Consider the following 13,801-nt stretch of genomic DNA (forward strand, 5'->3'; position numbering starts at 1 on the left):
TCTGTATGGCTATGCCCGCTTGGCGTACCGCAATCGGGGTTAGCGACGCTGACGAGATCAGCCTGATCGCCGCCGCCTTGAGGCGCCGTAACGCGCCACCCGCTCGCTATGCTCTTTAATGCATAGCGATACTGGGCAGCCCACCGTCTGCAGGGTGCCTGCCGGCGATGCCGAACAGGCTTACTCGCCGCGCGGCTTCGGCGGACCCTTGCGGTGCGGGGCGCCGGCGCGGTCCATCGGACGGCCCGGGCCGTTCGGGCGACCGGACGGCTTGCCGCCACGCGGGAAGCGGGGCTTGGACGCCGCAGTGGCCGCTTCGCCGTCTTCCAGCTTGCGCATGTTGAGCTGCTGGCCGGACACCCAGACCTTCTTCAGGTGGGCGAGCAGTTCGCGCGGCATGTCGGCCGGCAGATCCAGGATCGAATAATCGTCCTGGATATCGATACGACCGATATACCGGCTTTCCAGCCCGGCTTCGTTGGCGATCGCGCCAACGATGTTGGCCGGCTTCACACCGTGGCTGTGGCCCACTTCGATGCGGTAGCTCTCCATGCCGAACTCCGGCTCCCCACGCGGGGCCGGCTCGCGGCGCGGACGCTCGCCGTCGGCACGCGGGCCACGTTCGAACTTCGGCTCGAAGCGGGGGCGATCGCCGCGGTCGGCACGCTCATGACGTTCGCGCGGCGCAGTATCCTCGCGCGCACCGCGCACCGGCGGGGTCAGCAGGAACGGGGCATCGCCCTGCAGCAGCTTGGCCAGCGCGGCAGCGATATCGATCGCCGGCACGTTGTTTTCGGCCTCGTAGCGCTGCAGCAGGTCGCGGTACATGTCGATCTGGCCACCGGCCAGGGTCTCGGTGATGCGGGTCATGAAGCGCGCGACGCGGGTGTCGTTGACCGCGTCCACGCTCGGCAGCTGCATCTCCTCGATCGGCTGACGGGTGGCGCGTTCGATGGAGCGCAGCATGCCCTTCTCGCGCGGCGTCACGAACAGGATCGCATCCCCGTTACGCCCGGCACGGCCGGTGCGACCGATGCGGTGCACGTAGCTTTCGGTGTCGTAGGGAATGTCGTAGTTCAGCACGTGGCTGATGCGCTCCACGTCCAGGCCGCGTGCGGCCACGTCGGTGGCGACCAGGATGTCCAGCTTGCCGTCCTTGAGCTGGGCGATGGTCTTCTCGCGGGCGGCCTGCTGCATGTCGCCGTTGATGGCCGCTGCGGCCATGCCGCGCGCCTGCAGCTTCTGCGCCAGCTCTTCGGTGGCCGCCTTGGTGCGCGCGAAGATGATCATGCCGTCGAACGGCTCGACCTCAAGAATGCGGGTCAACGCATCCAGCTTGTGCAGACCGCTCACCCACCAGTAGCGCTGGCGGATATTGGCCGAAGTGGTGGTCTTGGCCGCGATGGTGACTTCGGCCGGGTCCTTCAGGTAGGTCTGCGCGATGCGGCGGATGGCCGGCGGCATGGTGGCCGAGAACAACGCCACCTGGCGCTGCTCCGGCAGTTTCTTCAACACCGCTTCGACATCGTCGATGAAGCCCATGCGCAGCATTTCGTCGGCTTCGTCCAGCACCAGCGTCTTGAGCTGGGACAGGTCCAGGGTGCCGCGGTCCAGGTGATCGATCACCCGGCCCGGGGTGCCGACCACCACATGCACGCCGCGCTTGAGCGCGCTCAGCTGCTGGGCATACGGCTGGCCGCCGTACACCGGCAGCACGCGGAAGCCGGGAATGGCCTCGGCATATTTCTGGAACGCTTCGGCGACCTGGATGGCCAGTTCGCGGGTCGGGGCCAGTACCAATGCCTGCGGCTTGACCTGGTTGAGATCGGCGTTGGACAGCACCGGCAGCGCGAACGCGGCGGTCTTGCCGGTGCCGGTCTGGGCCTGGCCGAGCACGTCGCGGCCGGCCAGCAGCGCGGGGATGGTGGCGGCCTGGATCGGCGACGGCGACTCGTAGCCCACATTGGCAACGGCCTTCATCACAGCGTCCGAGAGGCCGAGATCTGCAAACAGCAGCGGCGCGGAAGATTCTTGGGTCATGGGTAACTCCGGAGGCGCCGCACGGAGCCGGCAGGCGCAAAGCAGCATAGTGTGCCTCTTCAGCCCCCTTGCTGTCGAAATTTTCATGACAGTCCATTCAGGTTGTGAGGAATTGCGCTCCTGCGCGAATCACCCCGTGTCGCCCCTTCACCTGCCCGACCGGAGCCATGCCCCTGGACACAGATCTGCACACCCGCTTCAGCGCCCTGCTGCAGCAGCATCGGGCCATCGTGCTGAAGGTGGCGGCCAGCTATTGCCGCGGCCGCGACGACCGCGACGAACTGGCGCAGGAAATCGCCACGCAATTGTGGCGGGCATTTCCCGGCTACGACCCGAATCGGCGCTTTTCCACCTGGATGTACCGCATCGCCCTGAACGTAGCGATCAGCGATCTGCGCGGCCGCCGTGCGGCCGGCGAGCCGATCGCGCTGGACGCGGTGGTGGAGCGCATCGCCGATCCATGTGCGCACGACCCGGTGCGCGAGCAACAGGTGGCCGCGCTGTATGCCTTCATCGCACACCAACCGCCGCTGGAACGCGCGCTGCTGTTGCTCTATCTGGACGAACACAGCTATCGCGAGATCGCCGACGTGCTCGGCATCAGCGAAACCAATGTCGCCACCAAACTCAGCCGCCTGAAGTCGCGCATCCGCGCCGAGCTGTGAACCCCACCAATCCGCAACCGGAGCAAGACATGGAACTGGACGACATCGCCCTGGCCTGGCGTTCGCTGGAACAACGGCTGGACCAACAAGCCGAACTCACCAACCAACTGCTCGGCGACCTGCGCAGCCACGCAGCACGCGCGCACCTGCGCCCGTTGTGGCTGAGCCAGTCGGCGCAACTGCTGTGCGCCATCGGATTGAGCGGCTGCGTTGCCCACAGCTGGCTTGCGTTCCCCGAACAGGCGGCAGCCATCGTCGGCGGAGTATTGCTGCAGATGTGGTGCGTTGCGCTGGCAGCCTCTGCGGCCCGTCAACTGTGGCTGTTGTCGCAGCTGGATTTCGCCAGGCCACTGCTGCAGACACAGCGCGCGCTTGCACAGCTGCGGCGCTGGCGCACACGCGTGGCGCCGTGGCTGGGCGTAGCGTTCTGGGTGCTGTGGGTGGCAGTGGCAGACGCTGCGTGGCGCGCGTTCACCGGCGTTTCGTTGCCGTACGCCTGGCTGCTATGCAACCTGCTGGTCGGCGTACTCGGCGGCATCGGCACCTGGCTGTGCTATCGACGGCTGCAGCGCAGCGGTCACCCCTGGCTGGAACGCCTGGACACCGTGCACGCCGGCCGCAGCGTCGCTCGTACCGAAACCCTGCTGGAACAGATCGCGCGTTTCCAGCGCGAGTAGGCGGATAATCGCGGCCTCACTGCGACCGAGCGCACCATGCAATACCTGGAATTCGACCTGGACGGCGACTACATCGAACTCAACCAGTTGCTCAAGCTGACCGGCATTGCCGACAGCGGCGGCCAGGGCAAGGCGATCGTCGCCAGCGGCGCGGTCAGCGTCGACGGCGTGCAGGAGCTGCGCAAGACCGCCAAGATCCGCCCCGGCCAGCTGGTACAGCTGGACGATGTGGAAATTCGCGTACTGGCATGGGACCCGGACGCCGAGCCTGACGCATGAAGGTCGTGGAGATCAGCCGGCGCAACAACGCACCTTCGGCCGACGATCCGACGCACGACGTCTGTGTTTTTTCGATCGCCATCGACGCGGACAAGCCGTTCTGGCTGGAGCAATCCATCCGCGGCGGCCATGCCGAGCGAGGCGGCTGCAGCATGCTGGCCTTGCAAGAACTGGACACCTGGCGCGGCCACTGGTGTGCACATGTGACCAGGGCCGGTTGCGCCTGGGTGATTCCAATGCTGGAGCAAGCCCTGCGTACCGGCAATACGCAGGCGGCCATCGATGCAATCTTGGCGCGGGTGCAAGCTGCTGATTGAAGCTCACACCTGCCGGCGACGCTGCCTCAAATGCCCAGCAGTGCACGCACCAGTTTGATGATGCCCCAGAACGACACCACCCAGATGGCGCTGCGCAGGTACGGGATACCCGCGGCATATACCGGCACATAGGCCACGCGCGCCCACAGATAGAGCTGCACGGCGAGTGCGGTGTCTGCGCTGGTGCGCCCGGCCACGCTCACCGCCAGCACGGCGGCCGCGAAGATCGGAAAGGTCTCCAGATAGTTGCGGAACGCGCGGTCCAACCGGGCGGCCACGCCGGTCAGCGGCTTGGCCTCGCCATCGCGTGCGCTGGCGTTCCACTTGGTGCCGCGTTGGGCGGTCATGCTGGCCGAGGCAGCCAGCAGTTGAACCAACCCGAGCACCATCGCCCAGCCCAGCATCTGCAGCTCGATCGTCAGTTGCATACGTTTCTCCCGGCCGATGGAAACATCACTTCACCGCCGTGCGCAGGCTGTAACCGGCCAACCGCCAGGTCTTGTCTTCGTCCAGACGGAACGACACCAACTCGCGGACCGGCTGCTGCGCCTTGGCGAAACGGATCGGTAAGCTGACGTTGACATACAGGCCTTCGGGCACCTGCGCGCCGGGACCGTACTTGACCCGTGTGACCGAGCCCTGCCCGCGCCCCACTACCGCACCCAGCCGCGCGCGTTCGGTACCGATCTGGCTGACGAAGACATCGCGCTTGACCGCGGTCTTGGCCACCTTGGACGCGCCATCCCACAGCGAAGCGACCTGGTTGCCGTCCACCATCTGCGCCACGCGCAAGGCGGCCTGGGTCATCTCGGTGTTCTGTTTGGTCAGCTGCGCCTGCTGCGCCGGGCTGAGGGCCGGCTGCCCTCCGGGCGCTGCAGGTGCCGGTTGCGCCCCAGCCGGGCTAGCAGGGCGACTGGCGGCCTGCGGTTGTTGAGCGAACGCCAGTGCTGGAGCCAGTGCCAACACGATAACCAGACGAGAACGAAGCATGGGACGGGACCTTGTACGGATCGGGTGGAAAGGGAGAGCGCAGCAAACCCTTGATGAGTTGCGCAGTCTAGAGCGTGATGCACGTTGAGATGAGATGCGTTGGCCGCCGGCGGTGCAAAGCGGGTGCCGCGTGGGCGCCGGCTTGGCTGGCGCCAAGGCAAGCCGCGCGGCGCCCGCGCCGTGCCGCCGACGGCAAACCCGCCAGGAACGCCCTGTGGCGCGCCCAGACCGCGCTGCGCGCCTTGCCTCCACGCGCCACAGGACGCTTCGCATCACCTCAACGTACATAACACGCTCTGGGACGCCTCGTGCGCAACACAAGTCTCGGGTGCAGGTCCGGAGACCGCACTGAAGGCAGCAAGGCAGGCGCTGACGCGGGCCTTGGGGACAACGCATATCTCGAGCACGCAAGCGGCGAGCAGAGACCTCTGGCCACGGCCGACGGCCGCGCGCATTGGACGTCATCCGTCTGGCAGCGGCGTTTTCGTCCTTCTGTTTGAAGTGGCAGGCATGCTGCAGATGGCAGCATCGGCTGGGTGCGATGCGTGCGGCAATGTCTTGGAGTCATCAGGGGCCAGTCGCGAACAGCCCCCCCCCTTTTGAAGTCCCATCGCCGTTGTCTGCGCGATCTAGGCCTCGCCCCCGGAGGCCGGCGGCACGGCCGCCACGCCACGCGGCCGCCACAGACGCCAACTGACCCAGAAGGCACGCGCGATCGCGGCAATCAGCGCCGCCAGACTCAGCCAGGTCGCCAGCGTCGCCGGCCATTGTTCGTGCATGGCGGCAGCGGCCAGGCGCAGCAACTCGGCCACGCCGAAGCCGACCAGCACCAGCAGGGCCGACGGGAGATATGCCAGTAACACACCCTTGGTCTTGCCTCGCATACGTCACCGGCTCGGTTGTGATGCAGCGACGATAGGCAGCGCCCAGTGCGATACGCGTGAAGCCGGTCGCTGCGCTCAGCCGTCGGGGTGCAGCGCGGACGGCGAGCCGGCCTGGGCCGCATCCTGCGCAGGCGCGGCGTCTGGTTCGGCTGCAGGTGTTGCCGCACCTGCGGCGTCGCGCTGGACTTGGTCGTTCTGCGCTTGGCCGGTCTGCGCCTCACCCGTCTGCGTCTCGGCCGGCTGGCTGGCCGGCAGCGCCGCGGCATCGGTTTCGGCCAGCGGGCTTTCTTCCGGGCAGGCGGCATCCGGAAAGCCGAAGCGCTGCTTCAAGGCCAGGCCGCAGGCATTGACCGCGTCCAGGTCTGCGCCCTCGCCCTTGCACTTCTGGTCGAAGGCGACCAGAAACGCGTCCTTGCGGCGTACGAAGGCATCGCCGCACTTGCGCATCTGGCGGATGCGTTCCAGGTCGTCCTGCACCGCGTTGGTGCCATCCAGCCCGTATTCGCGCAGCTCTTCCATGCTGAGCAGGCGCAGGCTACGGTTGGGCACGGTCATCATCAGGTCGGCCACCGCCACCGCCACGCCGTTGCGCTCCAGGTAATCCTTGACGTTGCCGTAGACCTCGCGCAGTTCGCGATTGAGCTCGGCGCGCGAGGTGGCCTTGGAGCTGATCCGCATCATGCGGTGAATGCCGACCTTGCCGGCGACCAGGCGGTTGTCGCCGGCCGCCAGCACGAACACGCAGGCGCTGTGGCAGATCGAGCCTTCGCGCACCCAGATGGTCCAGTTGGATTCCCCGATGGTGTAGCCGGCGCGGATTGCCGCCTCCACCTGCCCGCCACTGGAATCCAGGTCCAGGATGCGATGCGGCAACTTCCACTGCTCCGCGACCGAGGCCAGACGCCACACCAGCGCCGCAAAACCTGCGTTGATCTTGCCGGCGTAGCGCACCCGCACCAGCCCGGTCTCGCGACACGGCGCCAGCACCGCTTCCACGCTGGCCCGGTCCAGGGCCGCCAGTAACGTGCCGTCGCCGGCCTCGCGGCTGTAATCGGTCGCGCAGCTGATCCAGGCCTGGCCCGATTCCAGTTCCGCCTGCGGCCAGCTTGCCTCGCCTGCCTGCGTGCGCGGGCGCGGCGGCGGTACCGGTTCGGGCGTATCCACCGACACCATGTGATCGCCATCGCCGGCCTGCCCTGCACCACCCTGCTGCGCAACTGCTGCATCGGCCGAGGTCGCCGAACGATCGCAGGCGGCCAGCAGGAGCAAGCAGGCAAGGGACAAACAAACCGATTTCAGCATGATGTGGGGCACTGCGCGCGACGGAGATCACCCGCAGTCTATGGCTGAATGGATCGATGGGTTGACCCGGCCATGAACGCGCAGGCCCGCCGCAACCGCGTCCGAAAACGGCCAGCCGGCGCTGGTGCGAGCGCATAGACTGGCGACATGCAGACCGCAACGCCCGACCGAACCCAATGCGACCGCGCCCGGCTGGCACGCGATGCACGCTTCGACGGGCTGTTTTTCACCGCCGTGCGCAGCACCGGCATCTATTGCCGCCCGGTGTGTCCGGCGCCGCCGCCGAATCCGTCCAATATCAGTTACTACCCCACTGCCGCGGCGGCCAGCGCCGCCGGCTACCGGCCATGTCTGCGCTGCCGGCCGGAGCTGTCGCCGCAGGCGCAGCAGCATCTTGGCGAAGAAAGCGTGCAGCGTGCGCTGGCGATGATTGCCGACGGCGCGCTGCAGGCGCAGCCGGTGCAGACGCTGGCCGATGCGGTGGGCGTGAGCGCGCGCCAGCTGCAGCGGCAATTCGTGCAGCAGCTGGGTGCCACGCCGATCCAGGTGCACGGCACGCATCGGCTGCTGCTGGCCAAGCAACTGCTGACCGAAACCGCCCTGCCGGTCACCGAGGTCGCGCTCGCAGCCGGCTTCAACAGCCTGCGCCGCTTCAATGCGGCCTTCCTGCAGGGCTGCGGCATGCCGCCCTCTGCACTGCGCAAGCAGCGTGCCGAGGTGCCGGGCGGCGAACTGACATTGCGCCTGGGCTATCGCCCGCCGCTGGATCTGCCGGCGATGCTGGCCTTCCTGCAGCGCCGCGCGATTCCGGGCATCGAGCAGGTCGACGCCAACGGTTACCGGCGCGTGATCGGCGCGCCGGGCAAGGCCAGCGTGATCGAGGTCAGCGCGGCACCGCAGCGCCCGGAACTGCTGCTGCGCATCGGCGCCACCGACCCGCGCCAGGTTCCGCAGATCGTGCGGCGCGTGCGCCGGCTGTTCGATCTGGATGCAGACCTGCAGGCCGTGCACGCCACGCTCGCGCCGGAACCCCTGCTGGCCGAGGCAATCGCACGCCGACCCGGCCTGCGCGTGCCCGGTGGCTGGGACGGCTTCGAAGTGGCGGTGCGTGCGGTACTGGGGCAGCAGATCAGCGTGGCCGGCGCGGCAACGCTGGCAGCGCGGCTGGTCGACCGCCACGGCGGCCAGCATGCCGACATGCCCCCCGGACTGGATCGCAGTTTCCCCACGCCCGAACAGTTGGCCGACGCGCCGCTGGAACAGCTCGGGCTGCCGCGTGCGCGTGCCGCCACGCTGCGTGCGCTGGCATCGGCCTGCGCGCAAGGCCGGCTGCACTTCGGCGCCGGACAGCGCCTGCCCGACTTCATCGCCGCCTTCACCGCCTTGCCAGGGATCGGCCCATGGACCGCGCATTACGTGGCCATGCGCGCGTTGTCGCATCCGGATGCGTTCCCTGCTGGCGATTTGATCCTGCAGCAGGTGCTCGGCGCACCCGAGCGCCTGAGCGAACGCGCCACCGACGCCCGTTCGCAGGCATGGCGACCGTGGCGCGCCTACGCCGTGCTGCACCTGTGGCATCTGGCCAACGACCGCAAGGACACCCGCGCATGAGCACACTGCACTACGACACCTTTCCCTCGCCGATCGGCGCGCTCAGCGTGGCCGCCGACGACACCGGCGTGCACCACATCCTGTTTGCGCAGAACCGCTACGACGCCATCGGCCGTGCGCGCTGGTTGCGCGCCCCCGATGCGCCGCTGGTGCGACAAGCACGCGAACAATTGCTCGATTACCTGCATGGCGGGCGACGCAGTTTCGATCTGCCGCTGGCGCCAGTCGGCACACCGTTTCAGCTGATGGTCTGGCGCACGCTGGCGCAGATTCCGTTCGGGCAGACCTGGAGTTATGCGCAACTAGCGCAGGCAGTCGGCAAGCCGGCCGCCAGTCGCGCGGTGGGCGCTGCCAACGGACGCAACCCGCTGCCGATCGTGCTGCCCTGCCATCGCGTGATCGGCGCCAATGGTGCGTTGACCGGCTTCGGCGGCGGCCTGCCGACCAAGCAGGCGTTGTTGCAGCTGGAAGGCTGGTCGCCGCGCAGCGCCGCGCGCGCCGACGATCTGTTCGCACCTGCCTCGGCAGCGCGCACTGGCTGACTTCGCGGAGTCATCGCTGCGCCGTAAACTTACGCCATGATCGACCGACGTTTTGGAGTTGCCGCAGCGGCGCTTGCCTTGCTTGCGGCCTGTAGCAGCCCCCCATCTGCGCGCAGCGCGCCCACGCAGTTGCCGACTGCAGCGGCGACTACCGCATCGGCCAGCATCCCGCACGCATTGCTGCTGATCTCCATCGACGGCCTGCGCGCGGACATGCTCGATCGCGGCATCACGCCGAACCTGTCGCAACTGGCACGCGAAGGCGTACGTGCGCGCTGGATGACGCCCTCGTATCCGTCGCTGACCTTCCCCAATCACTACACCCTGGTCACTGGGCTGCGCCCGGACCACCACGGCATCGTGCACAACAGCATGCGCGACCCGACGCTTGGGAGATTCTGGTTGAGCAAGTCCGACGCGGTGGGCGATGCGCGCTGGTGGGGCGGCGAACCGGTGTGGGTGGGCGTAGAAAAATCGGGCCAGCATGCGGCCACCTGGTCGTGGCCAGGCAGCGAGGCGGCGATCAAGGGCGTGCGCCCGTCGCAATGGCGCCATTACCAAAAAGGCGTGCGCCTGGACACGCGCGTGGACGCAGTGCGGGGCTGGCTAAAAACCGACGGTGCCCAGCGCAATCGCCTGGTCACGCTGTACTTCGAACACGTGGACGAAGCCGGCCACGACCACGGCCCGGAATCGCGCGAATACGCCGACGCCGTGCGCGCGGTGGATGCGGCCATCGGCCGGCTGCTGACAGGCATGCAACGCGATGGCACGCGTGCGCGCACCAACATCATCGTGGTCTCCGACCATGGCATGGCCGAGGTGGCGCCAGGGCATGCGATCAGCGTGGAAGACATCGCGCCGCCGCAGATCGCCACCGCAATCACCGATGGCCAGGTGATCGGTTTGGAGCCACTGCCCGGGCAACAGGCCGCTGCCGAGGCCAGCGTGCTTGGCGCGCACGACCACTACGACTGCTGGCGCAAGGCCGAGCTGCCGGCACGCTGGCAGTACGGCAGCCACCCGCGCATTCCGTCGATCGTCTGCCAAATGCACGAAGGCTGGGATGCGCTCTTCCCGGACAAGCTTGCCAAGCGCGCGCGGCAAGGCATGCGTGGCTCGCACGGTTTCGATCCGGCATTGCCGTCGATGCGCGCGGTGTTCCTGGCGCAAGGCCCGGATCTGGCGCAGGGCAAGACACTGCCAGGCTTCGACAACGTGGATGTCTATGCGCTGATGATCCGGCTGCTGGGGATTGCGGCCGCACCCAACGATGGCAACCCGGCAACCTTGCTGCCGGCCCTGCGCATGCCGCCGGCAGCCGACGCCCGGTAATCGCGACCGGCATCCGCAACGCCGCCGCGGTGCGTAAGCGGGCCGCATCAACGCCGACAATGCGCACGCAGGGAAGATCCCGCTCCACCTCGCCACCGCGCAGCGCGTGTTGGCGAGCGCGCAAAAATGCGGATCGCTGTAGACACCGCTGCGGCCCGGCAGTGCGACAATGACGCAATGTCCGGTTCCAATCCCCCGCCGCATCGCTCGCGGCCGCTGTTGTCCAGCGAAGGCTGGCGTCGTCGCGCTGCGCTGTGGGGCGGCGCCATTGCGGTGGCGCTGGTGGCGATCGTGTTCGCCAAGGCCAGCGACGCGGCTTTTCATCTCTTTCAACGCATTACCGCACACTCGATCTGGTGGGCATTGCTGCTGACGCCGGGCATCTTCGCCCTGCTCGCTTGGCTCACCTCCGGTGCGCTGCGGCCCACGCGCGGCAGCGGCATCCCGCAGGTGATCGCCGCGCTGGAGCACCCGGACCCGGCGTTTCGCGACAGCAACCTCTCGTTGCGCGTATCGGTTGGCAAGCTCGCGCTGACCACCTTGTCGCTGCTCGGCGGCGCATCGGTGGGACGCGAAGGACCCACCGTGCATGTCGGCGCCAGCCTGATGCATGTGTTCGGGCGCTGGTTCGGTTTTCGCGACCCACGCGAGCTCTCGCATTTTCTGCTCGCCGGCGGCGCCGCCGGCATCGCGGCTGCGTTCAACACCCCGCTGGCGGGCGTGGTGTTTGCGATCGAAGAACTGAGCGGGCGTTTCGAGCACCGCTTTTCCGGCACCTTGCTCACCGCGGTGATCGTCGGCGGAGTGGTGTCATTAGGCCTGCTGGGCAACTACACCTATTTCGGCAAAGTGGCGGTGGCCTTGCCGTTGGGCCAGGCCTGGCTGGCGATCGCCTTGTGCGGCAGCGTGGCCGGGTTACTTGGCGGCCTTTTCGCGCGGATGGTGCTGGCCAGCGTCAGCGGCAAACCGCGCTGGTTGGGCGCGCTGCGCCAACGGCATCCGGTGCTGCTGGCCGCGTTGTGCGGCGTTGCCCTGGTCGGGCTGGCGCTGGTGTTCGGGCAAGGCGCCTTCGGCACCGGCTACGAACAGGCGCGCAGCCTGGTGCAGGGGCATGCGGTGGTCGGCCACGAGTTCGGCTTGATGAAACTCATCGCCAACCTGGTCTCGTATCTGGCCGGCATTCCGGGCGGACTGTTTTCGCCGGCGCTGGCAGTGGGTGCCGGCATCGGCCACAACCTCTCGGTGCTGATGCCCAGCGTGGACCCGCGCACCTTCGTGCTGTTGGGCATGTGCGCCTATCTCACCGGCGTGACCCAGGCGCCGCTGACCTCGGCGGTGATTTCGCTGGAACTCACCGACACCGGCCAGATGCTGCTGCCGATCCTGGCCACCGTGCTGATCGCGCGCGCAGTCTCCGGGCTGGTCTGCAAGACGCCGATCTATCGTGGCTTGGCCGAGCAATTGCTGCCGGTGCCGGCGCCCGCTGCAGAGCATGCGTCAACGTCGCAGTCCCAGACATTGGCCGGAAACAGCAGCCAGGACGACGCCTCGCCACGAACCTAAGCTGCCGCAACGCTCGCCAGCGGTGCAGCGCGGTAGATCCCCTCTTCGTTGTGCTGCTTCCTGAGGTTATGTATGCGTGCAATGCAGTTCGAGCGTTTCGAACATGTTCCGAAAATTCTGCAGCTCCCGGACCCGACGCCAACCGATGACGGGGTGGTGATCAAAGTGGCGGCCACTGGCATCTGCCGCAGCGATTGGCACGGCTGGATGGGGCACGATCCGGACATTGCATTGCCGCACGTGCCGGGACATGAGTTCGCCGGCGAAGTGGTCGCCTTGGGAAAACACATCTCGGGCTTTGCGATCGGCACCAGGGTCACCGTGCCCTTCGTGTCCGGGTGCGGGCGCTGTGCGCAGTGCCACGGCGGCCATCAGCAAGTGTGCTCGAACCAGTTCCAGCCCGGCTTCACCGCATGGGGATCGTTCGCCGAATATGTCGCGATCGACTTTGCCGAAACGAATCTGGTTAGACTGCCGGACAGCATCGACAGTGCGACGGCGGCAAGCCTGGGATGCCGGTTTGCCACCTCGTTTCGGGCCGTGGTCGATCAGGCCAGAACCGGCCCTGGCGAATGGGTCGTGGTACATGGCTGCGGCGGCGTCGGGCTTTCGGCAGTGATGATCGCAGCGGCACTGGGGGCGCAGGTGATTGCAGTGGACATCTTCGACGACAAGCTGGCGTTCGCCGTTGAATGCGGCGCGGTCGCAACGGTCAACGCGTCGAAAGCGGCCGACACGGTGGAGGCGATTCGCGAGATCACCAAGGGCGGCGCGCATGTTTCCATCGATGCGCTCGGCAGCCCCGCGACCTGTTTCAACTCCATCAGCAACCTGCGGCGGCGCGGCCGTCATGTCCAGGTGGGACTGATGCTGGGCGAACACGCCACGCCCAGGATCCCGATGGCGCAGGTGATCGGCCACGAACTGGAGATCTACGGCAGCCACGGGATGCAGGCGTGGCGGTACGATGCGATGTTGGAGATGATCCAGGCCGGGAAGATCGCACCACAACGGCTCATCGGGAAACGGGTGGACCTGGACGAGGCCATTGCGGTGCTGACCGGCATGGACGCCATGCGCGACCTCGGCATCAGCGTCATTGATCGCTTCTAGCGCAGATCGCCGCCGGCATCCTGCGCATATGGGCGCACGTTGATGGGCCGGGAGCGTAACGACCGCCTGCAAAACGAAAAACGCGGCGCAAGCGCCGCGTTCTGGTGTCGCGAAGCTGGCTGGGATCAGCCGGCCTTGGCGACAGTCTTCTTGGCGACGGCCTTCTTGGCCGGGGCCTTGACCACGCCCTTCTTGGCAACCGGGGCAGCTGCACCCACGACAACCTTGCTCACCGCGTGCGAACGCGAATTGCCGTAGCTGGCGTTGTAGCGCTTGCCCTTGGCGGTCTTACGGTCACCCTTACCCATTTCGTCGACTCCTGAATGTGAATACAAATTCCCGTGCTGGCACAGGTCTGGCGAGGTTTCACCGGCGGCGCCCTCGCGCAAGGCCGACAAGCCTATCACGGCGGCCCCCGGCGCGCGTAGCTGGGCAGCGCCTGGCCGCCCTGCCGAGCTGGCTGCCTGCGGCGCACCGCGTGCG

At 67.4% G+C, this 13,801-nt stretch carries 15 protein-coding genes; 9 read left to right on the forward strand and 6 right to left on the reverse strand.

What is annotated here, in order from left to right; translation table 11 throughout:
* Window positions 1-180: 180 nt before the first annotated feature.
* A complete protein-coding gene (locus tag J7367_RS02870) occupies window positions 181-2,040 on the reverse strand; it encodes a DEAD/DEAH box helicase (RefSeq protein ID WP_057659902.1) in 1,860 nt (619 codons plus the stop codon).
* Window positions 2,041-2,207: 167 nt separating this feature from the next.
* Here J7367_RS02870 and J7367_RS02875 point away from each other — a divergent pair, with 167 nt between their 5' ends.
* From J7367_RS02875 to J7367_RS02890, 4 genes are read left to right on the forward strand one after another with little or no spacing between them, the layout of a single operon-like run.
* Entirely contained in the window at window positions 2,208-2,705 is a 498-nt protein-coding gene (locus tag J7367_RS02875) for a sigma-70 family RNA polymerase sigma factor (RefSeq protein WP_022558941.1), read from the forward strand.
* Window positions 2,706-2,734: 29 nt separating this feature from the next.
* Window positions 2,735-3,382, forward strand: a complete 648-nt coding sequence (locus J7367_RS02880; protein WP_022558940.1) for a hypothetical protein — start codon at window positions 2,735-2,737, stop codon at window positions 3,380-3,382.
* Window positions 3,383-3,418: 36 nt separating this feature from the next.
* Entirely contained in the window at window positions 3,419-3,661 is a 243-nt protein-coding gene (locus J7367_RS02885) for an RNA-binding S4 domain-containing protein (protein WP_057659904.1), read from the forward strand.
* Entirely contained in the window at window positions 3,658-3,978 is a 321-nt protein-coding gene (locus J7367_RS02890; protein ID WP_057659906.1) for a hypothetical protein, read from the forward strand. The genes J7367_RS02885 and J7367_RS02890 overlap by 4 nt, the downstream gene beginning before the upstream one ends.
* 26 nt (window positions 3,979-4,004) lie before the next feature.
* Here J7367_RS02890 and J7367_RS02895 read toward each other — a convergent pair whose 3' ends face one another.
* The 4 genes from J7367_RS02895 to J7367_RS02910 all read right to left on the reverse strand — a co-directional run bounded on the left by J7367_RS02895 (window position 4,005) and on the right by J7367_RS02910 (window position 7,154).
* A complete protein-coding gene (locus tag J7367_RS02895; RefSeq protein ID WP_007963996.1) occupies window positions 4,005-4,406 on the reverse strand; it encodes an MAPEG family protein in 402 nt (133 codons plus the stop codon).
* 25 nt (window positions 4,407-4,431) lie between these two features.
* Entirely contained in the window at window positions 4,432-4,968 is a 537-nt protein-coding gene (locus J7367_RS02900; protein WP_057659907.1) for a DUF4019 domain-containing protein, read from the reverse strand.
* 629 nt (window positions 4,969-5,597) lie between these two features.
* Window positions 5,598-5,852, reverse strand: coding sequence for a hypothetical protein (locus tag J7367_RS02905; protein WP_057659909.1), 255 nt, complete (start codon window positions 5,850-5,852; stop codon window positions 5,598-5,600).
* A gap of 75 nt (window positions 5,853-5,927) precedes the next feature.
* A complete protein-coding gene (locus J7367_RS02910) occupies window positions 5,928-7,154 on the reverse strand; it encodes a hypothetical protein (protein WP_057659912.1) in 1,227 nt (408 codons plus the stop codon).
* A gap of 147 nt (window positions 7,155-7,301) precedes the next feature.
* Here J7367_RS02910 and J7367_RS02915 point away from each other — a divergent pair, with 147 nt between their 5' ends.
* The 5 genes from J7367_RS02915 (at window position 7,302) to J7367_RS02935 (ending at window position 13,318) form a co-directional block, all read left to right on the forward strand.
* Window positions 7,302-8,765 carry a DNA-3-methyladenine glycosylase 2 gene (locus J7367_RS02915; protein WP_057659914.1) on the forward strand — a complete coding sequence of 488 codons (1,464 nt, stop codon included), beginning with the start codon at window positions 7,302-7,304 and terminating at the stop codon, window positions 8,763-8,765.
* Entirely contained in the window at window positions 8,762-9,307 is a 546-nt protein-coding gene (locus J7367_RS02920) for a methylated-DNA--[protein]-cysteine S-methyltransferase (RefSeq protein WP_057659916.1), read from the forward strand. Before J7367_RS02915 ends, J7367_RS02920 begins: the two co-directional genes overlap by 4 nt.
* Window positions 9,308-9,343: 36 nt before the next feature.
* Window positions 9,344-10,642: an ectonucleotide pyrophosphatase/phosphodiesterase gene (locus J7367_RS02925; protein ID WP_057659917.1), complete on the forward strand. Its 1,299-nt coding sequence runs from the start codon at window positions 9,344-9,346 to the stop codon at window positions 10,640-10,642.
* Between the two features lie 177 nt (window positions 10,643-10,819).
* The gene (locus J7367_RS02930; RefSeq protein WP_057659920.1) at window positions 10,820-12,205 is read left to right on the forward strand and encodes a chloride channel protein; all 1,386 of its coding nucleotides are present in this window, start codon (window positions 10,820-10,822) and stop codon (window positions 12,203-12,205) included.
* A gap of 72 nt (window positions 12,206-12,277) precedes the next feature.
* Window positions 12,278-13,318: a zinc-dependent alcohol dehydrogenase family protein gene (locus tag J7367_RS02935; protein ID WP_017158554.1), complete on the forward strand. Its 1,041-nt coding sequence runs from the start codon at window positions 12,278-12,280 to the stop codon at window positions 13,316-13,318.
* A 125-nt stretch (window positions 13,319-13,443) separates the two neighbouring features.
* On the opposite strand, the gene J7367_RS02940 is transcribed toward J7367_RS02935, so the two are convergent.
* The gene (locus J7367_RS02940) at window positions 13,444-13,626 is read right to left on the reverse strand and encodes a 30S ribosomal protein THX (protein ID WP_008571876.1); all 183 of its coding nucleotides are present in this window, start codon (window positions 13,624-13,626) and stop codon (window positions 13,444-13,446) included.
* Between the last annotated feature and the right edge of the window lie 175 nt (window positions 13,627-13,801).

This window comes from Xanthomonas sp. D-36-1, from assembly GCF_017746155.1.
GTDB classification, from domain to species: domain Bacteria; phylum Pseudomonadota; class Gammaproteobacteria; order Xanthomonadales; family Xanthomonadaceae; genus Xanthomonas; species Xanthomonas cissicola.